Annotated in this window: 23 protein-coding genes and 1 tRNA gene; 10 read left to right on the top strand and 14 right to left on the bottom strand. The window is 60.3% G+C overall.

The genetic code is table 11. The features are described from left to right. The first annotated feature begins 41 nt into the window (after positions 1 to 41). From K3819_RS01500 to K3819_RS01480, 5 genes are all read left to right on the top strand, one after another. Positions 42 to 737: an ABC transporter permease gene (locus K3819_RS01500; RefSeq protein WP_085611179.1), complete on the top strand. Its 696-nt coding sequence runs from the start codon at positions 42 to 44 to the stop codon at positions 735 to 737. Then, positions 734 to 1,423 carry an ABC transporter permease gene (locus K3819_RS01495; protein WP_039764656.1) on the top strand — a complete coding sequence of 230 codons (690 nt, stop codon included), beginning with the start codon at positions 734 to 736 and terminating at the stop codon, positions 1,421 to 1,423. Before K3819_RS01500 ends, K3819_RS01495 begins: the two co-directional genes overlap by 4 nt. Then, positions 1,404 to 2,639, top strand: a complete 1,236-nt coding sequence (locus K3819_RS01490; RefSeq protein WP_221398501.1) for a methyltransferase — start codon at positions 1,404 to 1,406, stop codon at positions 2,637 to 2,639. The genes K3819_RS01495 and K3819_RS01490 overlap by 20 nt, the downstream gene beginning before the upstream one ends. 344 nt (positions 2,640 to 2,983) lie before the next feature. Then, positions 2,984 to 3,799: an FkbM family methyltransferase gene (locus tag K3819_RS01485; RefSeq protein WP_085647974.1), complete on the top strand. Its 816-nt coding sequence runs from the start codon at positions 2,984 to 2,986 to the stop codon at positions 3,797 to 3,799. Positions 3,800 to 3,875: 76 nt separating this feature from the next. Then, positions 3,876 to 3,951 (top strand) — tRNA-Thr (locus K3819_RS01480). 129 nt (positions 3,952 to 4,080) lie between these two features. Here K3819_RS01480 and K3819_RS01475 read toward each other — a convergent pair. Together K3819_RS01475 and K3819_RS01470 are read right to left on the bottom strand one after the other, a co-directional pair. Continuing rightward, positions 4,081 to 4,506 (bottom strand): type II toxin-antitoxin system HicB family antitoxin, encoded by a 426-nt coding sequence (locus K3819_RS01475; RefSeq protein WP_221398500.1) that lies wholly within the window; start codon positions 4,504 to 4,506, stop codon positions 4,081 to 4,083. 31 nt (positions 4,507 to 4,537) lie between these two features. Then, positions 4,538 to 4,720, bottom strand: a complete 183-nt coding sequence (locus K3819_RS01470; RefSeq protein ID WP_041071532.1) for a type II toxin-antitoxin system HicA family toxin — start codon at positions 4,718 to 4,720, stop codon at positions 4,538 to 4,540. Positions 4,721 to 5,176: 456 nt separating this feature from the next. Between K3819_RS01470 and K3819_RS01465 the strand changes: the two genes are divergently transcribed. Next, positions 5,177 to 5,443 carry a DUF3077 domain-containing protein gene (locus tag K3819_RS01465; RefSeq protein ID WP_085702718.1) on the top strand — a complete coding sequence of 89 codons (267 nt, stop codon included), beginning with the start codon at positions 5,177 to 5,179 and terminating at the stop codon, positions 5,441 to 5,443. A 58-nt stretch (positions 5,444 to 5,501) separates the two neighbouring features. Here the strand turns inward: K3819_RS01465 and K3819_RS01460 are convergent, their stop codons facing one another. The 3 genes from K3819_RS01460 to K3819_RS01450 are packed head-to-tail and all read right to left on the bottom strand — an operon-like array spanning position 5,502 to position 7,105. After that, positions 5,502 to 6,212 (bottom strand): SDR family NAD(P)-dependent oxidoreductase, encoded by a 711-nt coding sequence (locus K3819_RS01460; protein ID WP_221398499.1) that lies wholly within the window; start codon positions 6,210 to 6,212, stop codon positions 5,502 to 5,504. Between the two features lie 33 nt (positions 6,213 to 6,245). Then, entirely contained in the window at positions 6,246 to 6,890 is a 645-nt protein-coding gene (locus K3819_RS01455; RefSeq protein WP_221398498.1) for a DsbA family oxidoreductase, read from the bottom strand. Next, entirely contained in the window at positions 6,887 to 7,105 is a 219-nt protein-coding gene (locus K3819_RS01450) for a 4-oxalocrotonate tautomerase family protein (RefSeq protein WP_007952610.1), read from the bottom strand. Before K3819_RS01450 ends, K3819_RS01455 begins: the two co-directional genes overlap by 4 nt. 670 nt (positions 7,106 to 7,775) lie before the next feature. Here K3819_RS01450 and K3819_RS01445 point away from each other — a divergent pair. Further along, positions 7,776 to 8,702 (top strand): LysR family transcriptional regulator, encoded by a 927-nt coding sequence (locus K3819_RS01445; protein ID WP_011331998.1) that lies wholly within the window; start codon positions 7,776 to 7,778, stop codon positions 8,700 to 8,702. Here K3819_RS01445 and K3819_RS01440 read toward each other — a convergent pair. The 9 genes from K3819_RS01440 to K3819_RS01400 form a co-directional block, all read right to left on the bottom strand. After that, positions 8,619 to 8,936, bottom strand: a complete 318-nt coding sequence (locus K3819_RS01440; RefSeq protein WP_007952614.1) for an AzlD domain-containing protein — start codon at positions 8,934 to 8,936, stop codon at positions 8,619 to 8,621. The two genes, K3819_RS01445 and K3819_RS01440, sit on opposite strands and share 84 nt — an antisense overlap. Beyond that, the gene (locus K3819_RS01435) at positions 8,915 to 9,631 is read right to left on the bottom strand and encodes an AzlC family ABC transporter permease (protein WP_074689485.1); all 717 of its coding nucleotides are present in this window, start codon (positions 9,629 to 9,631) and stop codon (positions 8,915 to 8,917) included. Before K3819_RS01435 ends, K3819_RS01440 begins: the two co-directional genes overlap by 22 nt. Next, a complete protein-coding gene (locus tag K3819_RS01430) occupies positions 9,628 to 10,005 on the bottom strand; it encodes a GNAT family N-acetyltransferase (protein ID WP_007952618.1) in 378 nt (125 codons plus the stop codon). Before K3819_RS01430 ends, K3819_RS01435 begins: the two co-directional genes overlap by 4 nt. 79 nt (positions 10,006 to 10,084) lie before the next feature. After that, entirely contained in the window at positions 10,085 to 10,831 is a 747-nt protein-coding gene (locus K3819_RS01425) for a 2OG-Fe dioxygenase family protein (RefSeq protein WP_011331995.1), read from the bottom strand. 233 nt (positions 10,832 to 11,064) lie between these two features. Beyond that, positions 11,065 to 12,351: an OprD family porin gene (locus K3819_RS01420; RefSeq protein WP_064592776.1), complete on the bottom strand. Its 1,287-nt coding sequence runs from the start codon at positions 12,349 to 12,351 to the stop codon at positions 11,065 to 11,067. Between the two features lie 299 nt (positions 12,352 to 12,650). Next, the gene (locus K3819_RS01415) at positions 12,651 to 13,319 is read right to left on the bottom strand and encodes a DsbA family protein (protein WP_221398497.1); all 669 of its coding nucleotides are present in this window, start codon (positions 13,317 to 13,319) and stop codon (positions 12,651 to 12,653) included. A 243-nt stretch (positions 13,320 to 13,562) separates the two neighbouring features. Next, the gene (locus K3819_RS01410; RefSeq protein ID WP_065257771.1) at positions 13,563 to 13,775 is read right to left on the bottom strand and encodes a hypothetical protein; all 213 of its coding nucleotides are present in this window, start codon (positions 13,773 to 13,775) and stop codon (positions 13,563 to 13,565) included. Between the two features lie 245 nt (positions 13,776 to 14,020). Beyond that, a complete protein-coding gene (gene aguA, locus K3819_RS01405; protein WP_007952634.1) occupies positions 14,021 to 15,127 on the bottom strand; it encodes an agmatine deiminase in 1,107 nt (368 codons plus the stop codon). A gap of 177 nt (positions 15,128 to 15,304) precedes the next feature. Then, the gene (locus K3819_RS01400) at positions 15,305 to 18,217 is read right to left on the bottom strand and encodes an aminotransferase (RefSeq protein WP_085611187.1); all 2,913 of its coding nucleotides are present in this window, start codon (positions 18,215 to 18,217) and stop codon (positions 15,305 to 15,307) included. Positions 18,218 to 18,397: 180 nt separating this feature from the next. Here K3819_RS01400 and rfbC point away from each other — a divergent pair, with 180 nt between their 5' ends. The 3 genes from rfbC to K3819_RS01385 all read left to right on the top strand — a co-directional run bounded on the left by rfbC (position 18,398) and on the right by K3819_RS01385 (position 22,243). Continuing rightward, positions 18,398 to 18,943: a dTDP-4-dehydrorhamnose 3,5-epimerase gene (rfbC, locus tag K3819_RS01395; RefSeq protein ID WP_221398496.1), complete on the top strand. Its 546-nt coding sequence runs from the start codon at positions 18,398 to 18,400 to the stop codon at positions 18,941 to 18,943. A gap of 106 nt (positions 18,944 to 19,049) precedes the next feature. After that, positions 19,050 to 20,858 (top strand): ATP-binding protein, encoded by a 1,809-nt coding sequence (locus K3819_RS01390; RefSeq protein ID WP_085611189.1) that lies wholly within the window; start codon positions 19,050 to 19,052, stop codon positions 20,856 to 20,858. Then, positions 20,855 to 22,243 carry a sigma-54 dependent transcriptional regulator gene (locus K3819_RS01385; RefSeq protein WP_007952638.1) on the top strand — a complete coding sequence of 463 codons (1,389 nt, stop codon included), beginning with the start codon at positions 20,855 to 20,857 and terminating at the stop codon, positions 22,241 to 22,243. The genes K3819_RS01390 and K3819_RS01385 overlap by 4 nt, the downstream gene beginning before the upstream one ends. Positions 22,244 to 22,254: the final 11 nt, after the last annotated feature.

Genomic DNA, 22,254 nt, shown 5'->3' with positions numbered 1-22,254 from the left:
CCGATCCCCGGCCTTGCCTGCCGCGATTTGAAAAGAAATCCATGATTATCGACCTCTACGGATTCGGCCCGGCGCTCTTCGCCGGCGCGCTGATGACCGTCAAACTGGCACTCTCGGCCCTGTGCCTGGGGCTGGTGCTCGGTCTGCTCGGCGCCTTGGCCAAGACTTCCCCGTACAAGCCGTTGCAATGGCTTGGCGGAACCTATTCGACCCTGGTGCGCGGCGTCCCGGAATTGCTCTGGGTGCTGTTGATCTACTTCGGTACGGTCAACGCCATGCGCGCGCTCGGTGAGTTTATCGGCAATCCCGGACTGGAACTCAGCGCCTTCGCCGCCGGCGTCATTGCGCTGGGCCTGTGCTTCGGCGCCTACGCCACGGAAGTGTTTCGCGGCGCGATCCTCGCCATTCCCAAAGGCCACCGCGAGGCTGGCGTGGCCCTGGGCCTGTCGAAATGGCGGATCTTCACCAAACTGATCATGCCGCAGATGTGGCGCATCGCCCTGCCCGGCCTGGGCAACCTGTTCATGATCCTGATGAAAGACACCGCGCTGGTGTCGGTCATTGGCCTGGAAGAAATCATGCGTCACGCGCAGATCGGCGTGACCGTGTCCAAGCAGCCATTCACCTTCTATATGGTGGCGGCGCTCATGTACCTGTGCCTGACCGTGCTGGCGATGATCGGCATGCACCTGCTGGAGAAACGCGCCGCACGCGGCTTCGCGAGGAGCGCTCAATGAATTGGGAAGTCATCATCAAGTGGCTGCCGAAACTGGCCCAGGGCGCGACGCTGACCCTGGAGCTGGTGGCCATCGCCGTGATCGCCGGTTTGCTGCTGGCAATTCCGCTGGGCATCGCCCGTTCTTCGAAGCTGTGGTACGTGCGCGCTGTGCCCTACGCCTACATCTTCTTTTTCCGTGGCACGCCGTTGCTGGTTCAACTGTTCCTGGTCTACTACGGCCTGGCGCAGTTCGACGCGGTGCGTAACAGCTCGATGTGGCCGTACCTGCGCGATCCATTCTGGTGTGCCACTGCGACCATGACCCTGCACACCGCGGCGTACATCGCCGAAATCCTGCGCGGGGCGATCCAGGCGATTCCGCCGGGCGAGATCGAAGCGGCGCGGGCGCTGGGCATGTCCCGGCCGAAAGCGCTGTTCTACATCATCCTGCCGCGCGCCGCGCGCATCGGCCTGCCGGCCTACAGCAACGAAGTGATCCTGATGCTCAAGGCCAGCGCTCTGGCCAGCACCGTGACTCTGCTGGAACTCACTGGCATGGCGCGCACGATCATTGCCCGCACCTACCTGCCGGTGGAGATTTTCTTCGCGGCTGGCGTGTTCTATCTGGTGATGGCTTACGTGCTGGTTCGCGGCTTCAAGCTACTGGAACGCTGGCTGCGCGTCGATGCGTGCCAGGGGCGCTGATTCTTCCGACGTGTTGACGGGCGAGGCCCTGCTCGCCCGTTTCACGGCACTGGATACATTTCTCACAGCGCATCAGGCGCTATGGAAGCCCCGCCCGTTCACTCATCTGCAGCTGCCGTGGGAAGCGTCCTACCCTGAATTGTCCTCGTGGCTACGCGGACGTTCGCTGGAAGATGCGGAAAACGCGCATAACCAGCCTGCCGAACTCTTGGATGCGCCGGAGCCGTTCGCTTCATTGGCGGCGTTGTCGCTTGAATTGAGTACGGTCGGTGAGCTGCCTGCACATTCGCTGAAAGCCGCCGGGCACCGTCTGAATGTCGATGTGCCGGGGCGCAAATGGCAGCAGATCGAAGCCTTCGCCAGCCGCTTGTCGTTTGCCGCGCAACCGAAGCACTGGCTGGATTGGTGTTCGGGCAAAGGCCATTTGGGTCGGCGTCTGCTCGGCACTGGCCAGCAACTCACCTGTCTGGAATACGACTCGGAGTTGGTCGCCAGCGGCCAGGCACTGAGTCAGCGTCATCACCTGCATGCGCTGCATGTCGAGCAGGATGTGCTCGCGGCGAACACCGCGTCATTGCTGCACGCCGAGCACACGCCTGTCGCCCTGCATGCCTGTGGCGATCTGCATGTACGCCTGATGCAATTGGCCTCCGCCGCTGGCTGTCGACAACTGGCAATTGCACCGTGCTGTTACAACCGGATCAGTCGCACTGAATATCAGGCGTTGTCCTCCGCAGGTTCATGCTCCGCCCTACAGCTCTCGCTGGAAGATCTGTCCCTGCCGATGAGCGAAACCGTCACCGCCGGTGCCCGCGTCCGACGTCAGCGTGACACCTCCATGGCCCGCCGACTGGCTTTCGATCTGTTGCAACGGCAAGTGCGTGGCGTCGACGAATACTTGCCGACGCCGTCCCTGCCGAGCGCCTGGCTGGACAAACCGTTCGCTGATTACTGCCGCGATCTGGCAGCGTTGAAAGAGTTATCCACAATCGGCTCGCCAGATTGGGTAGCGCTCGAAGCTGCCGGTTGGCAGCGATTGGCCGAAGTTCGCAATCTGGAACTGCTGCGCGGACTGTTCCGACGGCCGCTGGAGCTTTGGCTGAATCTTGATCGGGCACTTTTCCTCACCGAACAGGGATACGTCGTACGTCTCGGCACCTTCTGCGAGGCGCCGATCACACCGCGTAATTTCCTGTTGCTGGCCGAACGCGTTTAATCTTTCACAGCCTGTGGATAACTCTGTTGATGGATTTATCGTGGATCCAATATCCACGGCTGTTTCAGGCCATTAACAGCGCTGGTCATTTTTTGTTCACATAAATAAAAAACCGGCAAAACAGGGATTTGCGACTCAAATGAGAACCCGTCCACAAAAACCTGCCTAAGCCCGCCCTCTTCAAAGCCTGTTGTGCATAAGCCCTCGACCAAAAGGACATAACCGCCGAATCGCGGACGCCGGCAGCGGGCAATTGCGCCTGCCATCCGCCCTTGCTATACAGACCTACGCCGTGCAGGTAGCGCACGCCCGAACAAGAAAAATCTGACCGACAGGAAGCGACCGTGACGTTCATTTCTTACGCACAGAATTTCGAGGACGTTCGCCTCTGGCGCGCCCTGCAGTATTTTGAAAACGGTTTTTATATCGACGTCGGCGCCAATGACCCGATCCACGACTCGGTCACCAAGGCCTTTTATGATCGCGGCTGGCAAGGCATCAACGTCGAACCGATGCAGAACTACTACGACGCACTCCGCCAGCATCGCCCCCGCGACACCACGCTGCAATGCGTGGCCAGCGACCAGCCGGGCGAACTGACCTTCTACGGCATTGCGGACACCGGCCTGTCCACCGCTGACCCGGTCGTTGCGCAAGAACGCAAAAACCTCGGCATGGACGTGCAAAGCTTCACTGTCAACGCACGCACACTGACCTCGATCTGCGAAGAACACGCCGCCGAGCGGCCGATCCACTTCCTGAAAATCGACGTCGAGGGCCACGAAGAGACCGTCCTGCGCGGCATGGACTTCAGCCGCTTCCGCCCCTGGATCATCCTCATCGAAACCCCATGGGAGCGCGACCACACCTGGGAACACCTGGTGACCGACGCTGGCTACACCAACGTCCTGTTCGACGGCCTCAACAGCTTCTTCCTCGCCAACGAACACATCAACCTCAAACCCGCGTTCGACCTGCCACCGTGCAACCTCGACAACTTCCAGCTGTGCAAAGGCCACAACCTCGCCCACCCGGTAAACCCGGCCCTGGAAACCGCCCTGCAACGCGCCGAACAAGCCGAAGCCCAACTGCGCGCCATGCAAAACAGCCGCGCCTGGCGCGCTGTACAAAAACTGCGCAACGTCCTGCGCCGGGCGTGAATCGCAGAGGGCGCAAAAATAGTCTGAATTCAGGGGTTTACAGAAGCACCCGAGTCGCTATAATCGTCGCCCACACGCCGGTATAGCTCAGATGGTAGAGCAACTGACTTGTAATCAGTAGGTCCCGGGTTCGATTCCTGGTGCCGGCACCATACAAAACGAAGCCCCTGCAGAAATGCAGGGGCTTTGTTGTTTCTGGGGTTTGTGTTTTCCGCCCCAAATGAAAAAGCCCCCACAGTTATTGCTGCCGGGGGCTTTTCTCCATCATTCGATTGTGAAACCTACGCAGCCTCAACCGAAAGTAAAATCCGCCGTCCAAGCTGCTGCAACGCACGCTCAACATTCTCAATCTTGGAGTGATGCAGGAAATCGACTAACCGATCTACCTGGGGTCGTTGCACACCCAAGCGCCGTGCCAGTTCAGCCTTGCTCACCCCAGACTCGAGAAGGGCATTCCACAACCCGACCTTTGCGGCAGTCAGTGCAGGCAGACGCAATACCGCGTCACTTTCCTGCTCTCCCGCATCACCTGTCGGAATCAACCGGCGATCATCGACGTAAATCGACAAGGCCGTTTCCATCGCATCTATAGCGCCGTCGAGTGCTTCCTCGAGGGTGTCGCCAGCGGCGTGCATCTCTGGAATTTCTGCGCAGGACAACCAGACACTGCCCGGCTCCTCGTGGACTTCCAACGCATATTCGAACATCACGTTTCCTCTCATGGGGTACAGCTGGGTCTCAATCCTTGAGGCCCAGCTGTTTGATTATCGATTTTCTCAACCCTTCGCCCATCTCCTTGGCTCCGTGGTCGGGAAAGACAGTTGATTTGCCATTCAAGGAAACCTTGAAATGACTGCCCTTGCCGGTTTGGAACTCAACGCCTTGGGCCTTCAACCATCGCCGAAACTCGCTGTACTTCATGTGCATCACTCGCTGTTTCGGTAGAGCGAATGTGCAACATATTTGTTGCGCATGCAACATAACTGTTGCGCCGCACATCTGGAAGATCGCTAGCCCCGCCACCACCTGGCCACGATTGCACTCATCCCTCCCCCACGCTACCGTCAAACCCGTCGCTGCCAATCCAGCGACCGGGCCTGATAACCCGCGTAAGATACAGGCGCACCAGCGCCCCAACCCACGTTTGTCGGCGCTTTTTCATGCCTGCAATTCCGTGTAATGGCGGCTGTGCGTGGGAGACCTTCGGGTCTGCCGGGTTCCTGTATCTCCGGTTTATCAGCCTGCGCATAGCTGCCACCCCATTCGCCTGATAACGAATTGGCAGCGCTCATTTGATACAGGGAGTTTCACAAATGATTAGCATCGATCCGTCCAAAATCTGCCCCTTCCACCAACCAGCCAACGGTAGGTGAAGCCATGACTAACCCAAATGATCTGAAAACCCTCGGCCTCACCCATTTTTCCTTCCAGTCCAACCACGCACTCTTCCGCACCAACCCCGGCGTCCCGGTCGTCACCGCCCTCTCCCACGCCTCCCACCTGCTGCACATTTCCAAACTGCTCACATCAGATACTTCTGCCGCCAACGATCCAGAACTCCACGCCTGCGCTTCGCAATACTTGCAGGAGTTGAGCAAGGCGCTGGTCGATGACGCGGTCAAAGTGTTGAGTCCAGATCCATAAATCGTCGCCCATAAAAAAGCCCTCGCATCGCGGCGAGGGCTTTGTGTTACCGGATCAATCAGTGCCCAGCGCTTTGCCCACCATCCACATGCAGAATCTCGCCGGTCACAAAATTCGCGTTATCGAGATACACCACCGCCTGCGCAATGTCGTCGATCTCGCCCATGTGCCCAACCGGATGCAGCGCACCCAGCGCCGCGTGGGTTTCCTCGCCGTGCATCGGTGTCTTGATGATGCCCGGCGAGACCGCGTTCACCCGGATTCCGCGTTTGGCGTATTCAATGGCCAGGGATTTCGTCGCAGCGTTGAGACCGCCCTTGGTCAGCGAAGCGAGGACCGAGGGCACGCCGTCGATGGCGTGGTCGACCAGGCTGGTGGTGATGTTGACCACGTGGCCCTTGCTCTGTTTTTCCATCTCGGCGATGGCCAGTTGGGTGATGTAGAAGAAGCCGTTGAGGTTGACCGACAGCACCGCCGCGTAGTCTTCCGGGGTATAGGCAGTGAACGGTTTGGCGACGAAGATGCCGGCGTTGTTGACCAGGGTGTCGATGCGGCCGAAGCGGGCCACGCCTTCGCTGATCACGCGTTGAGCGGTGGCCGGGTCGCCGATGTCGCCGGCGATGGTCAGGATCTGCGGGTCGTTCGACGGTTTGATCGACCGAGAGGTGGCGACGATGTTGTAGCCCAGTTCGCGGAAGGCCTTGACCATGCCTTCGCCCAGACCTTGAGAGGCGCCAGTGATGACGACGGTTTTTTTCGAGTTGCTCATGATGAAATCCTCAATCAATAAGTAGGTGTTGAATCAGGCCGCAGCCAGTTGTTTCAGCATTTGTTCGTAGTACTCGACCGATTGCGAACCGGACACCAGGTGCTTGCCGTTCAGGATCAGCGCGGGCACCGAGTTGATCCCGTGCTGCCGGTAGAACGCCTGCAGTTGCCGCACTTCGCTGGCGAATTCATCGTTGGCCAGCACCTTGCGGGCCCTCGCGGCATCCAGCCCGGCTTCGGTCGCCAGACGGATCAGCGTCGGGTGATCGTTGGGGTTGTCGCCGTCGCGGAAGTAAGCGCGCAGCAGGATCTTTTTCAGCGCGATCTGCCGCCCTTCCTGCGCCGCCCACATCAGCAATCGGTGGGCGTCGAAGGTGTTGTGAAAGTGCGTGCGTTTCTCCAGGTCGAACTCGAAACCGATGGCCTTGCCGCGTTCGATCTGCATCTTCTTGCCGGCGGCGACGTCTTCGGCGGTGCGGCCGTATTTGCGCATCAGGTGCTGCACGGCCGGTTCACCTTCGGCGGGCATGTCCGGGTTGAGTTCGAAAGGCTTGTAGGTCAGCTCCACCGAAACCTCGTCGGCCAGATTGCCGATCGCCTGCTCCAGCGCTGTCGCCCCGAGTGCGCACCAGGGGCACACCACGTCGGAGACGAAATCGATGGTCACGGTCGGAGTCATGACTGGCCCCGTTCCGCCAGCTGTCGGCGGTACTCGGTGGTGGTGATGCCGGCGTAGCCCCAGTTATCGGTGTCGACTTCTTCGATCACGATGTGGGTCAGGTCCGGGCGTTTGTTGAGGACACGTTCCAGGGTTTCAGTGATTTCGGCGATCACCTGAGCTTTCTGCTCACGGGTAACGCCGTCGCGGGTGATGCGTACGCTGACAAATGGCATGACGACTACTCCAGTGACCTGCCCTCGGGATGATGGTCAGGTGTTGGAGCTCAATGTAGGCGTGTGCCGGGAGGGGAAAAAGTAGGGGTGGGGTACTTCATTTGTGATGCGGTGTAATGAATTGATACACCCATCTCGCTACCGTTTACCCATTGAAGTCGTAGGTTGACACATCTGATTCAGTGGCCGAGAATCGGCCCCAAGAGCGCGAAACCGACTGCCATCAGGTGGCGATAGTCGGCGTTAGGAACCTCGTTGATGACCTGAAAATCAGCGTTCGGGTGAGACCTCTTCTCCCCTGCTTGAGGGAGCACAATTTCGAGTGACTTCGACAAAAAAGCCGACAGTGATGTCGGCTTTTTTGTGGGCGCTTTTTGAACTTCCTTTGAGATATACCTGCAATTGCTGACATAACGCGCCGACCCTGTCAGTCGTTTCTCTTGATAAATCCCCGCAGACGCACCCAAACCGTGCACTTTTTTTGACCCCAATCACCCCCACGTCACCAAAAACCCCGATCCTGTGTCAGCCTCCAGCCATCGGCGGGGACATCGATTCGCTACTAATTGCGCGACAACTATGCTCAGGTACAGGAATATAGCCGGCAAATGGCGCCGTTCAGGCTGTCACGTACACAACAATACCCAGCCCACTTCAGAGGGCATTACCCATGGATAGCAGAACCTTACGCAACCTCATGCGCATCGTGCAGACCGGCTCGTTGTCGGCCGCAGCCGAGCATTCGTGCCTGACTGTGCAGGCCCTGGCCGCACAGTTGAACAAGGTCGAAGAGCAGTTCGGTTTCCGCTTGTTTAGACGATCCAACAAGGGGCTGACGCTGACGCCGCAAGGCACCGAGCTGACGCCCTATATGGACAGAGTGCTGATCGCCACGCGGCAGATGGAAGAGAAAGTCGAAGCGTTGAAGGTGCCGGGACAGCGCACGTTGAAAGTGGCGTTGAACACCACGCTGGCGCCGGACTTCAACCGGCGATTGATCGGGCGCCTGATCGAGGTGTTTCCCGACTACCAGATGGAATTCAGCTACGCCGAGTCGATGGAAAACCTCAGCAAGCTGAAGAACGAGGACTTTGACCTTGCGGTGCTGATAGGCCCGCAGCGTCCGGGTCTGCCGAGCATTGTCCTGCCTGAAGTACAGGTGCAGGTGGTCGGCGCGCACTGTGGTCAGGAGAACGATCCGCTGACCTTGCTTGGCAACAAGTTTCAGGTGCGTCCCGCAGAAGATTGTCCGTATTCCCACAGCTTTTTGCGTTTTCTCGACGCCGGGCTGGGCAATCACGAGAACAGCCAGCGCACGATTTATTCCTGCAGCGAAACGCTGACCTTGTCGCTCATCACCCAGATGGACGCGGTCGGCATGGTCTCCCGCGAGGCCGCGCAGAAGAACGGCCTGACGATCTTCCCCGGGTTCGAGGATTTCCTCGAAGTGCGCCTGGCGGTGAACAACCCGGATCTGTCCGGCCAGGCGTTGAACGACGTGGTCGATCTGCCGCTACATGAACGAGCCGAGCGCAATGTACGCAGCCGTCCCAACCGCCACACTGAGAAAGAGGTTTTTGCTGAAATACGCACATAACAGCGTCGGAATCGCGGCATAAAATTCCGGGCGATCGAGCTGTATGTGCTGATCCTTGATCAACAAGGGTGTCAGGCTGATCGCAGCGACGATCGCCACCGGCAGGTATTCCAGCGCGCGGGCGACGAAGGGCGGCCAGTGCTCGGTATTGACCTGCAGCGGCAAGGCCCGTGGCAGGAAGGTCACGGCCATCATCAGCGCGACCACCAGGATCAGGAACGTTTGGTCAGGCATACACCCACTCCGCAGCCCACAAACGTGGCGATGAAAACGTTGAACGGCGAACTGCCCACCAGGCTCAGTGCGCCCATGCAGACGACTGCAGCCATAGCGGCGATGAGTTTATTGCGGGTGTTGCACAGCGAGACCAGCACGTAGAGCATCATCGCGGTCAGCGCGTAATCGAGCTGGTATTTGATCAGGTGCGACGCGTACTGCGCGCAGAGGGCGCCGAGCAATCCGCCGATCACCCAGGAGGTGTGGCAGAACAGGTTGAAGCCGATCAGATAGCGAACGTTCACCGGTGCCCCGGTGCCCAGTTTGACGCTGTGAAAGGCGAACGACTCATCGGTCAGCCCGCCGGCATAGCACCAGCGCTCCATGCGGCTCAGGCCCAGCGCCCGCAGGGCTTTCGCCATGTAGACCGACATCAACATGTGCCGCGCGTTGATCAGAAACGTGGTCAGCACGATGGTGGTCAGTGACGCACCGCTGCTGATCAGCGCCAGCGCCGCAAACTGCGAAGCCCCGGCATACACGAACAGACACATCGCCACCGGCAGCCACAGTGGCAGCCCGGCATTGACCGCCATCAGCCCGAACACGAACGACACGGTAAAGTAACCAGCGACCACCGGGCTGGCTTCGGCAAAGGTGCGCGATGGCTGACGGTCGACCATCAGCGGCGCACTGCCGGATGTTTCATTCATAGATCCCTCTCAAATGTCCGCTCGCCGTGAGGTTCGCAAAAACCCTGGGCCGTCCAGAAACGCTTGCCCGCGAGGTTAGCATCATCGACGAACAGGAACATCCGCAGCACTCCGACCCGTTTCATGTCGGCGGACGCCGCTTCCACCAGCCGCTGGCCCACGCCTTGGCTGCGATAGCGCAGGCTGACCGCCAGATGGTTGATCGTGCCACGGCTGCCGAGCATGCCGCCCAGCACCGCGCCGACGATCTCGCCCTCGACGTCGAAGGCGAGATAGGCCGTGGTGGTTTTCTGGATCAACACGCCGCGCAGGCATTTGGCGTCCTGCCATTCGCAGAACGACACTTCATCGAACTGGCGGAAGAAACGCTCCATGCGCTGCGCGTCCTTGGCCGTCGCGCGCCGCAGCACCACCGGCGTCGAGCATTCGACGCCGTCGATTGGGGTGATCTGATTAGCGAACAATGTCGAAAGCGGTCCCGGGCCGCGAGAAGGAAATCGCCAGGATCTGCCGGTACGCCATGGCGTGGGAGTGAGTGTTGCGTGCCGGTGTCACGTAGTGGCGCATATCACGGTCGAGGAAATAGGTGGTGTCGAGGATTTCCTGGTAAGTGGTCGACGCCAGTTGCTGCTCGTGGATGTCGTACAGGCGGCTTTCGGCGCCCTCGACATTGTTGCGCCCCCAGAAGTGCACGCCGCTGAACGGGTAACCGTCGCAGTGAATCCCTTCCGGAGTGATTTCCAGTTGTTTGCCGGGCTTGATCTCGATGCGGATCTGATGGATCTGGCACTGCCAGATTTCATCGTGCAGCTCTTCCGGCAACACGCTTTTGTACACTTCGAAATCGGTGTCGATCAGGCTGCGCATCACCGGCGAGCTGATGACTTCGTCCGAGAAGTCCTGGAAGTGCCGCACCACGCCGCCCACATAGCTGTTGTTGGCCTTGGACTGCACGTACGCGCGATGTTCCAGTTGCTTCAGTTCGCGAGTCTTGGGGTTGTACTCAAAGTCGCTGTAACGACGGTAACGCATGCCGGCTTCGGCCTGACCGTAGTAACTGTCAGGCTCCATGTTTTCCCAACTTTTGGTCAGTCTGACGAAGTCGGCGAAATGACCGTAGAGATTGAAGTCAGCACCCTGCACATTGGCGTACTTGTCGCGCCGTAGCGATTCGCCCACTTCTCTGGTTAAAACGATCATTACCAAATTCTCCGCTGCATTGAGCGGCCTAATCTATTAGGTGGAGAATTTGCGTCCATGAGAAAGAATTTCAGGCATTTAAAGCCCTGTTTGAAACGCGATTTGAAACGGCTTGAAAGTGCATTTCAAATGACAAAAACACGGGTTTTTATGCTGTTTTTTCAAAAAGCGTCAAAAAAAAACCCCGAACCAGTCGGGGTTTTTCTGTCGCGTTTCGCGGGCTCAACCGATCATCAGAAAATATTGATCGGGTAATCCACGAATACACGCAGTTCGTTGCCGCTGACGTTGTATTCGCTGGATTTCTGCGACACACGCAGGATCGAGCTACGCAGCTTGATGCTCAGGTCTTTGGCCGGGCCACTTTGCACGACGTACTTGAACTGGTTGAAGATCTCACGCTCGGTGCCGCCTTCGCTGGTGGACGTGGTGATGTTGTCGCCACGCACGTACGCGAAGTTGTAGCTCAGACCCGGTACGCCGAATGCGCTGAAGTCCAGGCCGTAGCCCAACTGCCAGCTGCGCTCGTCTTCAGCGTTGAAGTCGGACCAGTAGGAGTTGGCCAGGTAGATGGTGTTGCCACCGTCACCCACGCGACCCTGACCTTTCTGATAACCGCCGTAGGCGTAACCCAGGTTGCTGTCGCCGGTGGAGCGCTGGTGCGCCACGGTGAACGAGTGCGGGCCGGTGGCGAAGGTCGCTGCCAGGCTCCAGATCTTGTTGTCGTCGCCGGTCACACCGTTTTCGCGGACGTAGGAGTTGTCCAGCTTGGTGCGGTAACCGTTGAAGTCCAGGGTCAGGGACTGATCCTTGTCGATCGGGAACACGTAGTTGGCGTTCACGTATTGCTTCTTCAGCACGTCTTCGACGTCGGAAGCGTACAGCGCTGCCTTGAACTGTTCGGTGAACTGGTAGCTACCGCCCAACACGTTGATCGACTTCAGACCACCGCTGTCACGGCCTTCAGCGCTCTTGCGCGATTCGGCGGTGAAACGGCCGGCGTTCAGCTCCAGGCCTTTGATCTCTTTGGAAGTGATCAAGGTACCGGTGTAGCTTTCCGGCAGCAGACGCACGTTGTCGTAGCTCAGCACCGGCAGGGCCGGCATCTGGTCACCGTAAGTCAGTACGGTGTTGGAGATACGGAATTTCACCGCTGCGCCACCCTTCGACAGGTCGTCAGCCGCGTTGCCGCTGTCACCCTGTTTGAAGAAGTCGATACCGCCGGCACCGCTGCGGCCCTTGCCGCCATCCAGGCGCAGTGCGTACAGACCGAAGGCATCCACACCCACACCCACGGTGCCTTGAGTGAAACCGGACGAGAACGTACCGATGGCCGCTTGGCCCCATTCGGCTTTGTCCTGGTTGCCATCTTTGTAGTCACGATTGATGTAGGCATTGCGCAGCAGCACTTTGAGGCTGCTGTCTTCAACAAAACCCTTGGACTCGGCCTGGTCGTTAGCCATGGCCGAAGTGGCACTCAACATCCCCAGTGCGATCAAACTGATTCGCTTGTTCAACATTTTGTTTTCCTTATTACGGGTTGAAACGCGCTGTGTCGAACGGCTGAAACGGCGCTTATTGCACTCTTTTATTCACCCCGAAACAAAAAGACCCGCTCAAGACAATGTCATGGCGGGCCTGCTCCTGATTTTGAGTCATGGCGGTTAGCCACAGGCGTTGGGCCGAATCGTAGCCGCGCCCTCAACAATGTGTCAATTTCAAGAATCGTCTTTAAATAGGCGAAAAACGTCTAAAAAAAGTAAATTTTGCGGTGGCTTCGTGCAGGGAAACGCCTGTAATCAGGGATTTTAATGCCGGGTCACGTACACCCGTCGAGGCCACAGACCGGCAAGGCATGCGCCGCTGTCGCAGGCGTAAACGACTCACTCAACCATTGAGCGAAGGCCTGCGGTTTACCGAGCCACGGGCCGATATCCACCACTGTGAACTGACCATCCTGCTCCAGTGCGAGAGTCGGAAAACCCTGCCCGCCGAGTTTCGCCAACAGAGCGCGGCTGTTCTTCATATGTTGCTCGGTGTCGACGGACTGCTTGGCGTTCAAGAAAGTAGCGGCGTCGTAACCCTGCTGCACCGCGTATTCCAACAGCACACTTTCGTCGGCAATTCGGCGCCCCTCGACATAGTGCGCCGTCTGCAAACGCCCCAGCAGTTCCAGGCCACGGCCGTCGATTTTCTCCGCTGCCAGCACAGCGGCAATCGGCGGTGCCGAATCAAACACCGCGGTGTGATCGCGCAACAGGCCTTCGAAATAGGCTTCGCCAAACGGCTGACCGGTGTATTCGGCGATCCGCCGGTCATGAGGCATTACGTAATTGCGCAGTTGCGGCGAAACGCTCTGGCGGTTGGCACCGGTCATCATGCCGCCGGCGTGGACGATCACCGGCAGCACTTGTTGCGCGGCCTGCACCAGCGGTTTGGCGCCATAGCACCAGCCGCACAACGGGTCGTAAATGTAGTGAAGGGTCATCGGAAAGCTCCGGCTGGAAGGTGGGGAAATGATGTCGGCACATTAGTCCCTCGGTCGTTGCGGAAAAACGCCGGAATGGCTTTCAGTGTGTTTCGGCAATCGGTCAAATCGAGACCGGCAGCCGCCACTACCGGATCAGGCAGACAACCTGGTGGTCACCAGCACCTACAGCTTCTGATATCGCGCTCATAAAAAAAGCGCTGCCATCCCGGCAGCGCTTTTTACAATCCCTGTTTGTTCTTCTTATCCTTCCATCACATCCCACAATGCGTCCAGTTCGGCCTCGCTGAACAGGCCAGCGGGGTAACGCTCGATCATCATCCGGCGCGGATCAGGTTCCCTGATCTGACGCGTTCCATTGGACTTCAACCAGTGCGCGACAATCTGGAGCGACTCACTATTTACAGCCATGGGATGCAACGTCCGCTCGCTGATTACGTTCACTTCGGCGTTCATTTCAGCGCTCTCTCCCCGTTCATGAGCGGCTAAGTTATCCAAGGTATATGACAGAACTGTTGAAGTTCTCCCCCCTCCCTAGTGCGCCATGAGCGATACAAGAGCTATGCCAATGTCTGGCAATTGTCGACCAGCGGACATAAAGAAACCCGCAGTCCTGACGGGCTGCGGGTTTCTCTTCAAGCGTGGGCAACAAATGACTGCCTGGTCGATTTTCCAATCAACTCAAGCTGTTACATCCGCACTCACTCTTTGTGCGGCGCGGGCTGCTGTTGGGTAAGGCAGTGAATATTGCCGCCTCCCAGTAACAGTTCGCGCCCCGGCACCATCACCACTTCGTGTTGCGGGAACAGGTTCTGCAGGATCTCCCGGGCCGGAGCGTCCATCGGGTCGTCGAAGCTTGGCGCGATGATCCCGCCGTTGACGATCAGGAAGTTCACGTAGGAACCGGCCAGGCGCACGCTCGGGTTGCGTTCCTGAGTACCGTCCACCGGGTCCACGCCCGCGCATTCTTCCTCGGTGGCAAACAGCGGCCCCGGAATCGGCATCTTGTGCACCGTGAACGGGCGGCCTTTGGCGTCGGTGCTGCTTTCCAGCACTTTCATCGCGGCCTGGCAGCGCGGGTAGTTCGGATCCTGCGGATCGTCGGTCCAGGCCAGCAGCACTTCGCCCGGACGCACGTAGCAGCAGAAGTTATCCACATGGCCGTCGGTTTCGTCGTTGAACAGGCCATCCGGCAACCAGATGATCTTGTCCACCGACAGGTTTTCACTGAGCACCGCTTCGATTTCTTCGCGGCCCAAGTGCGGGTTGCGATTGCGGTTGAGCAGGCATTCTTCGGTGGTGATCAGGGTGCCTTCGCCGTCGACGTGAATCGAGCCGCCTTCGAGCACAAAGCCTTCGGTGCGGTAGCGCGGGCTGCGCTCGATTTCGAGGATCTTGCCGCCGACCTGGGAATCACGGTTCCACGGCGAATACAGGCCACCGTCAAAGCCGCCCCAGGCGTTGAAATCCCAGTTCACACCGCGCACTTCGCCGCTGTTGTTGATCACGAAAGTCGGACCACTGTCACGAACCCAGGCGTCATCGCTGGACATCTCGACCACGCGGATATTCGGCACGTCGAGGCGAGCGCGAGCGTTTTCGTACTGGCCGGCGGACACCGCCACGGTTACCGGTTCGAAACGCGCGATGGCCTTGGCCACGGCGGCGTGAGCGGCCTGCGCTGGTTTGCCGCCCAGACGCCAGTTGTCCGGACGTTCGGGCCAGATCATCCAGGTCTGGGTTTGCGGTGCCCATTCGGCCGGCATGTAGAAGCCATCGGCGCGTGGTGTGCTTTTCAATGTGGTCATGTCGATCAGACTCCAGGGAACCGTCGAGGGTTTTCAACACGCCGTACAGGTTGGACGACGGACTATGGCGACTTTATAAACGATAAATATCGGCATTAGAAGCCAATAATAAAAAACAATCTGAATTAACCCCTTCAAATACCGATACAAATCGGTATTTGAAGATTGCGGATCGCCTCAAAGCCCTTCTTCAAGCACCTTCGCCAGCATGTCGACAAAGAAATCCACGCTCTGACGCGAGGTGACCATCGGCGGTTTGATCTTCAAAACGTTCAGGTAATCGCCGGTCGGCTGCATGAAGATCCCCAGCTCGCGCAGGCGATCACACAACAGGGTGGTTTCCTCGGTTGCCGGCTCCAGGGTTTCCCGATTGCGGATCAGCTCGACCCCCAGATAGAACCCCGAACCGTGCACTGCGCCGACCAACGGATATTGATCGATCAGCGCTTCCAGCCGCGCCTTGAAGTGGGCGCCGACCACCTGGGCGTTTTCCCAGAGCTTTTCTTCTTCCATGACATCGAGCACCGCCATGCCGATCTGGCAGCTCACCGGACTGCCGCCGGCGGACGAGAAGAAATAGCCCTCGGCCTCCAGCGCCTCGGCGATTTCCCGGCGGGTGATCACCGCGCCCAGCGGCTGGCCGTTGCCCATGCCTTTGGCCATGGTGATGATGTCCGGCACCACGCCTTGCTCTTCGAAACCCCAGAAAAAATGGCCCATACGGCCGTAACCGACCTGCACCTCATCGGCGATGCACACGCCGCCACGGGCGCGCACCAATTCATAGACCTTTTTCAGATAACCCGGCGGCAGCGAAATCCCGCCCGCATTGCCGTAGACCGGCTCGCAGATGAACCCGGCCAGTTGCCGTTTCTGCTCATCGATCTTCGCCAGATGATGCTCGACGCTGCGCACATAATCCGGCGCCGAATCCGCGCCGCGAAACTCGCCGCGATAGGTGTTCGGAGCGGTCACCGCATGCACCCAGTCCGGGCGACTGCTCAGGGCTTGCGGGTTATCGGCAATCGAGGTCGAGACCGCGTCTGCGCCGACCGTCCAGCCGTGATAGGCCTCCAGCACGCTGATCATGTCGCGGCCACCGCTGGCGGCCCACGCCAGGCGGATCGCCAGGTCATTGGCCTCGCTGCCGCTGTTGACCAGGAACACCCGATCCATGCCCTCCGGCGCCAGCTTCAGCAAGCGTTCGGAGAACTCGGCGACCGCCGCATAGTTGAACCGTGAATTGGTGTTAAGCAGCGACCACTGCCGGCTCGCCACCGCCGCCATGCGCGGGTGACCGTGGCCGAGCACCGCGACGTTGTTGAGCATGTCGAGGTAGGAACGGCCCTGCATGTCGATCAGGTGATTGCGCCAGCCGCGCTCGATGCGCGGCGGGTCGACGTAATAGTGTTTCTGGGTGCGGGCGAAACTGGCGTCGCGACGCGCCAGCAGGGTTGCTGCGTCCAGCTCGGGTTCGGCGTCACAGGCCAGGCCCAGCAGCGCGGCCGGTGATGGGGAAAGTGCTTGCCAAGCAGCCGCACGGCTCGGCGTGCAGAACAGCGGCGCCTCAAGCTGTGCGCCGCGAATCAATTGCACGATCAACGGACCGTCCACCGAACCCAGCACCTGACCTTTCACCAGCGCAGCGCCGCTGTGCAACGAAGGTTTCACGCCCCACAGACGCAGGCTAAGTTGCGGGCCGTCGAGTCGCAGTGCGCCGTCGGCCGACAGGTGCAGTACGCCAGCGAACGGCGCCTCCACCGTCGAACCTTGGGGTACATGCAATTCGACGTGCAGCGGGAAAGTCTCTGGCTCATCGGCGCTGTCGGGCCGGGTGCGCGACAACCGATATTGCCCGTATCGACTGGCCGCCAGACCATGGATGACAGCGGCCTCGTTCAACAGACGCTGATCGATGCCAGGCTGCTCCCAGTTCCCCGCCTCGAAGTGCGCGCTCAACACACCCAGGTCGATCAACGCGAATTCGCGCCCGACCAGATCGGGCAACAGCGGCGCAAAACCTTCACTGTCGATGGCCGGCAATGTCTGGCCGACCGCCGTAAGAATCGCCGCCTCCATCAATGCCAGCGGCACCGAGGTGGCGACCCGGAAGATTTCCCATTCGTGGGTCAGGTTGTCGCGGCTGTAGGTGTTGCCCGGATCGATGCCGACCTGTTGTTCGCCACTGAGCACCAGCACCGCCGCCCGCGCCACGATCAGCGGCCACAGCGCCAGCAGTTCTTCGTGCTGCAGCGGATTGACCGCGTGATAGGCCTGCACCGCCGGCAGAATCACCAACGGATCGCCGGCGGCGTGATGCAGCAGCGCGGCACAGGTGACCGACAGGTCGGTGACGCGCCAGGTGCGGATCAGGTCGCCAAAATCGATCACGCCCTGCAACTGCCAGTGCCGCCGGGCATCCCGTTGCCAGACCACGTTGTCGTCGGTGATGTCCATGTGGATCGCCTGCACCGGCAGCTTTTCCAGCAGCGGCTGCAAACGAAGTCTGGCCTGTTCGGCAGCCTCGGCGATCAGCGCGCGCTGGCGTTCGTCTTCGATGACCGGCAGCAGGTGCTCGATCAGTGCGCTGGCGTGGCGCGCGTCCCATTGCAGCGTGCGTTCGAGCCCCGGATGGTCGAACCCGGCCAGGGCCAGATCCATTTCGCCACAGAGCCGGCCGAACCCGGCAACAACTTCGTGGCCAAGATGATCGAGAGCCGTCAGTGGCTGGCCCTCGATGTAATCGAGCAGCCGCACATGCACCGATTCGCCCTCGACGTCCAGGGTCAGCAGGTCTTGGCCGTCACTGGCCGGGATGACCCGGGGAACGTGGACATCGCAGTGTTCAGCCAGATATTTCAGGCCCGCATGCTGGGCTTGCAGCTCGACCAGCGAATAATCGCCCCGGCAGATCTTCAGCACGAACCGCCCACGCTCGCTGTCGACCCGGTAATTGAGATCCTGCTGGCTGCCCAGGGCCTGCAACGTGCCGTTCAAGCCGTAATGCTGCGCCAGCAGATGCCGTGCCTGCTCCAGCGAAACCTGAGGGCTGGGCAAACTGGCGCGATGAATCAACGTGGCGAACGACATGGAGCGACCCCTGAAATTTTATTAGGCGCCTATATCGCCATTGCTTCAGGCGATAAGCAACCCCCAGACCATCCGTCCCCTGACAGGTTGCGAAGCAGGGGGATTTGCATGCCCCTCTCGCACCCACCGGCACTTTGCGCAAGAATGTCGGCCATTCAAACCTGCCACTGGAATATCCCCATGAATGTAATCCCCACTGACCTGCCTGGTGTCCTGATCATCGAACCCAAGGTGTTTGGTGATGAGCGCGGGTTCTTTTACGAAAGTTTCAATGCCAAGGCCTTTCAGGACGCCACCGGCCTCGACACGCAGTTTGTCCAGGACAACCATTCGCGCTCGCAGAAAGGCGTTCTGCGCGGGCTGCATTACCAGTTGGAAAATACTCAGGGCAAACTGGTCCGCGTTACCGCCGGCGAAGTCCTCGATGTCGCCGTGGATATCCGTCGCAGCTCGCCGCATTTCGGCAAGTGGGTCGCCGTGCGCCTGTCCGCCGACAACCATCGCCAATTGTGGGTACCGGAAGGTTTCGCCCACGGCTTCGTGGTGCTGAGCGAATTCGCCGAATTCCTCTACAAGACCACCAACTACTACAACCCGTCCTCCGAGCGCAGCATTCGCTGGGACGATCCGGATCTGGGCATCGACTGGCAACTCGACGAAGCGCCAAAATTGTCGGCCAAGGATCAGGCGGCCGCCTTCCTCAAGGACGCCGACGTCTTTTCCTGAAGTCCTGTGTGAATCTTCAGCGCCGCTGCACACCCGGCCACGGGTGCGCAGACTGCGCCGGCAAGCCTAGGCATAATGCGCCTGTACCCACAGGCGCTCGATGCTCATGACTCCGACCCTTCCCCGTCGCCCCCGCTGGCGCAGTCTTGCCCTGCTGGCTCTGTGCCTGGCACCGCTGCTGTGGCCGCTGGAACATCTGGCCGAGCGCTATTACCGCAGCGAACTGGCCGGCCAGAACCGCCAGACCCTCGACCTCTACGTCGCCAACCTGTTGGGCACGCTGCATCGCTATGAAGTGCTGCCGCAAATCCTCGGCGACCTGCCGGCCCTGCGCGCGGTGCTCGGGGCGCCGGACGACGGCGTGACCCAAGGCAACGCCAACCGCCTGTTGAAGAATATCGCCGCACAGACCGGCGCCGAAGTCATGTACCTGATGGACACCAGCGGCCAGACGCTCGCGGCGTCCAACTGGGACAAACACGACAGCTTCGTCGGGCGCAATTTCTCATTCCGGCCGTACTTCAGCGAAGCCATGGCCGGACGCCTCGGGCGCTTCTTCGGGTTGGGCACTACCTCTGCCAAGCGCGGCTACTTCTTCGCCGCCGCCGTGCGCAACGGCGAAAAAATCATCGGCGTGCTGGTGATCAAGGTTGACCTCGACCACACCGAAAGCCTGTGGGGCAAAACCCCGGAACAACTGCTGGTGACCGACCACAACGGCGTGGTCATCCTCACCTCGCGCCCGGAATGGCGTTTTCGCGCAACGCGCACTCTGAGTGATACCGAGCGCGCGGCGATCGCCGCGATCCAGCCCTACCCGACCCGCGAGCCACGCCCGCTGAACCTGAGCCCGACCGCGTGGTTGCCGCAAACCCAGGAGATCGCGGAAACCGGCTGGAGCGTCAGCATCCTCGCCCCGCGCACCTTGATCGACCGACCGGTGCGCACGGTGGTGGCGATCGGCGGCGCCACCTTGCTGGTGGTGATGCTGTTGCTGGGCCTGATGATGCAGCGTCGTCGTCATTACCTGGAACGGATCGCCTTCGAAGCCAAGGCCCGACGGGAACTCGAAGGCCGGGTTGCCGAGCGCACGAGTGATCTCGAAGGGCTCAACCGCCGACTGAAACAGGAAGTACTTGAACGCGAACAGGCCCAGCAGGAACTGGTGCGCGCCCAGGACGATCTGGTACAGGCTGGCAAGCTGTCGGCGCTGGGGACGATGTCGGCGAGCATCAGCCACGAACTCAACCAGCCGCTGGCGGCGATCCGCAGCTACGCCGAAAACGCCGAAGTGCTGCTCGACCACCAACGCACCGAAGATGCCCGCGGCAACCTCAAACTGATCAGCGAGCTGACCGGGCGCATGGCCTCGATCATCGCCCACCTGCGCGCCTTCGCCCGCCGTGACCGCCACGCCCCGGAAAGCGTGGCCCTGCAACCGGCGCTGGACGACGCACTTGCCTTGCTGGCCAAACGTCGCCGGAGCATGGATGTCGAACTGATCCGCGACCTGCCCGCCGCGACCTTGTGGGTCGAGGCCGGGGAAACCCGTCTGCGCCAGGTACTGGGCAACCTGCTGGCCAACGCCCTCGACGCCCTGACCGAAAAAGGCCCGCCGCGCAAATTGTGGCTGAGTGCCGAATCCACCGACGAAGGCGTCAACCTGTACATTCGCGACAACGGCCCGGGTTTCTGCATGGAAGCGCTGGGCCGTGCCAGCGAACCGTTTTACACGACCAAGACCCGCACCCAGGGTCTGGGTCTGGGGTTGGCCATTTGCGAAACCCTGATGCGCGCCTTCGGCGGTGAACTGTCGTTCGCCAACCACAAGCAAGGTGGCGCCTTGATCACCCTGCGGCTGCGCGCCGGCGCGCCCGGGGTCAGCCTGCAACCGTCCGAGGATCGAAGCGCATGACCATCGACAACCGCATTCAGGTGGTGCTGATCGACGACGATCCACACCTGCGTCAGGCCCTTGGCCAGACTCTGGATCTGGCCGGCCTGAAAATTCTTCCGCTGTCCGAGGCCAAGGGTCTGGCCGCGCAACTGGAGCGCGACTGGCCGGGCGTGGTGGTCAGCGACATCCGCATGCCCGGCATGGATGGCCTGGAACTGCTGAGCGAACTGCACGCCCAAGATCCGGAGCTGCCGGTGCTGCTGATCACTGGCCACGGCGATGTGCCGCTGGCCGTACAAGCCATGCGCGCCGGTGCCTACGACTTTCTGGAAAAGCCCTTCGCCAGCGACGCCCTGCTCGACAGCGTGCGCCGCGCCCTGGCCCTGCGGCGTCTGGTGCTGGACAACCGAAGCCTGCGCATGGCCCTGAGTGATCGCAACGAGTTGAGCGCGCGGCTGGTCGGTCAGTCGGCGCCGATGTCGCGCCTGCGCGAGCAAATCGGCGCGCTGGCGGCGACCAAAGCCGACGTCTTGATCCTCGGCGAAACCGGCGCCGGCAAGGAAGTCGTCGCCCGCGCCCTGCATGACCTGTCGAGCCGGCGCAACGGCCCGTTCGTGGCGATCAACGCTGGGGCGCTGGCCGAATCGGTAGTCGAGAGCGAATTGTTCGGCCACGAACCCGGCGCCTTCACCGGCGCGCAAAAGCGCCGGATCGGCAAGTTCGAATTCGCCAATGGCGGCACGCTGTTCCTAGACGAAATCGAAAGCATGAGCATGGACGTGCAGGTCAAACTGCTGCGCATGCTGCAGGAGCGCGTGGTCGAACGGCTGGGCGGCAATCAGTTGATCCCGCTGGACATCCGCGTCATCGCCGCGACCAAGGAAGACCTACGTCAGGCCGCCGATCAGGGACGCTTCCGTGCCGACCTGTATTACCGCCTCAACGTGGCACCGCTGCGCATTCCGCCACTGCGTGAACGGGGCGAGGACGCGCTGATGCTATTCCAGCATTACGCCGACGAAGCCAGCGCCCGCCACGGTCTACCACCGCATGAACTGCAACCGGCGCAACGGGCGTTGCTGCTGCGCCATTCATGGCCGGGCAACGTGCGGGAATTGCAGAACGCGGCAGAGCGTTTTGCCCTCGGCCTGGAACTGGCACTGGACAACACGCAACCCGATGGCAGCCCCGGCACCACCGTCGAAATCACGGCGGGAGGGCTCAGCGAACAAGTGGAAAATTTTGAGAAATCCCTCATCGCCGCCGAACTGGCCCGCTCTCACGGTTCCGTGCGCAGTCTCGCCGAAGCCCTGGGCATTCCGCGCAAGACCCTGCACGACAAACTGCGCAAGCACGGGCTGAATTTCGCTGGCAGCGGCGGCCATTCCGACGAATCCGAATGAAGCACGCTCAA

It is taken from the genome of Pseudomonas sp. 3-2 (genome assembly GCF_019710535.1).
GTDB lineage: Bacteria > Pseudomonadota > Gammaproteobacteria > Pseudomonadales > Pseudomonadaceae > Aquipseudomonas > Aquipseudomonas pharyngis.
Note: the sequence above shows the minus strand (reverse complement) of the source record. Positions and strands in the feature narration are given on the sequence as shown.

Coding starts and splice junctions, on each gene's coding strand:
- K3819_RS01500 (WP_085611179.1), top strand. CDS start 42: ATGATTATCGACCTCTACGGATTCGGCCCGGCGCTCTTCGCCGGCGCG.
- K3819_RS01490 (WP_221398501.1), top strand. CDS start 1,404: ATGCGTGCCAGGGGCGCTGATTCTTCCGACGTGTTGACGGGCGAGGCC.
- K3819_RS01475 (WP_221398500.1), bottom strand. CDS start 4,506: ATGTTCGAATATGCGTTGGAAGTCCACGAGGAGCCGGGCAGTGTCTGG.
- K3819_RS01465 (WP_085702718.1), top strand. CDS start 5,177: ATGACTAACCCAAATGATCTGAAAACCCTCGGCCTCACCCATTTTTCC.
- K3819_RS01415 (WP_221398497.1), bottom strand. CDS start 13,319: ATGACCCTTCACTACATTTACGACCCGTTGTGCGGCTGGTGCTATGGC.
- K3819_RS01420 (WP_064592776.1), bottom strand. CDS start 12,351: ATGTTGAACAAGCGAATCAGTTTGATCGCACTGGGGATGTTGAGTGCC.
- K3819_RS01455 (WP_221398498.1), bottom strand. CDS start 6,890: ATGACTCCGACCGTGACCATCGATTTCGTCTCCGACGTGGTGTGCCCC.
- K3819_RS01435 (WP_074689485.1), bottom strand. CDS start 9,631: ATGAATGAAACATCCGGCAGTGCGCCGCTGATGGTCGACCGTCAGCCA.
- K3819_RS01425 (WP_011331995.1), bottom strand. CDS start 10,831: ATGATCGTTTTAACCAGAGAAGTGGGCGAATCGCTACGGCGCGACAAG.
- K3819_RS01470 (WP_041071532.1), bottom strand. CDS start 4,720: ATGAAGTACAGCGAGTTTCGGCGATGGTTGAAGGCCCAAGGCGTTGAG.
- K3819_RS01400 (WP_085611187.1), bottom strand. CDS start 18,217: ATGTCGTTCGCCACGTTGATTCATCGCGCCAGTTTGCCCAGCCCTCAG.
- K3819_RS01430 (WP_007952618.1), bottom strand. CDS start 10,005: ATGGAGCGTTTCTTCCGCCAGTTCGATGAAGTGTCGTTCTGCGAATGG.
- K3819_RS01440 (WP_007952614.1), bottom strand. CDS start 8,936: ATGCCTGACCAAACGTTCCTGATCCTGGTGGTCGCGCTGATGATGGCC.
- aguA (WP_007952634.1), bottom strand. CDS start 15,127: ATGACCACATTGAAAAGCACACCACGCGCCGATGGCTTCTACATGCCG.
- K3819_RS01450 (WP_007952610.1), bottom strand. CDS start 7,105: ATGCCATTTGTCAGCGTACGCATCACCCGCGACGGCGTTACCCGTGAG.
- K3819_RS01460 (WP_221398499.1), bottom strand. CDS start 6,212: ATGAGCAACTCGAAAAAAACCGTCGTCATCACTGGCGCCTCTCAAGGT.
- rfbC (WP_221398496.1), top strand. CDS start 18,398: ATGAATGTAATCCCCACTGACCTGCCTGGTGTCCTGATCATCGAACCC.
- K3819_RS01410 (WP_065257771.1), bottom strand. CDS start 13,775: ATGAACGCCGAAGTGAACGTAATCAGCGAGCGGACGTTGCATCCCATG.
- K3819_RS01390 (WP_085611189.1), top strand. CDS start 19,050: ATGACTCCGACCCTTCCCCGTCGCCCCCGCTGGCGCAGTCTTGCCCTG.
- K3819_RS01495 (WP_039764656.1), top strand. CDS start 734: ATGAATTGGGAAGTCATCATCAAGTGGCTGCCGAAACTGGCCCAGGGC.
- K3819_RS01445 (WP_011331998.1), top strand. CDS start 7,776: ATGGATAGCAGAACCTTACGCAACCTCATGCGCATCGTGCAGACCGGC.
- K3819_RS01385 (WP_007952638.1), top strand. CDS start 20,855: ATGACCATCGACAACCGCATTCAGGTGGTGCTGATCGACGACGATCCA.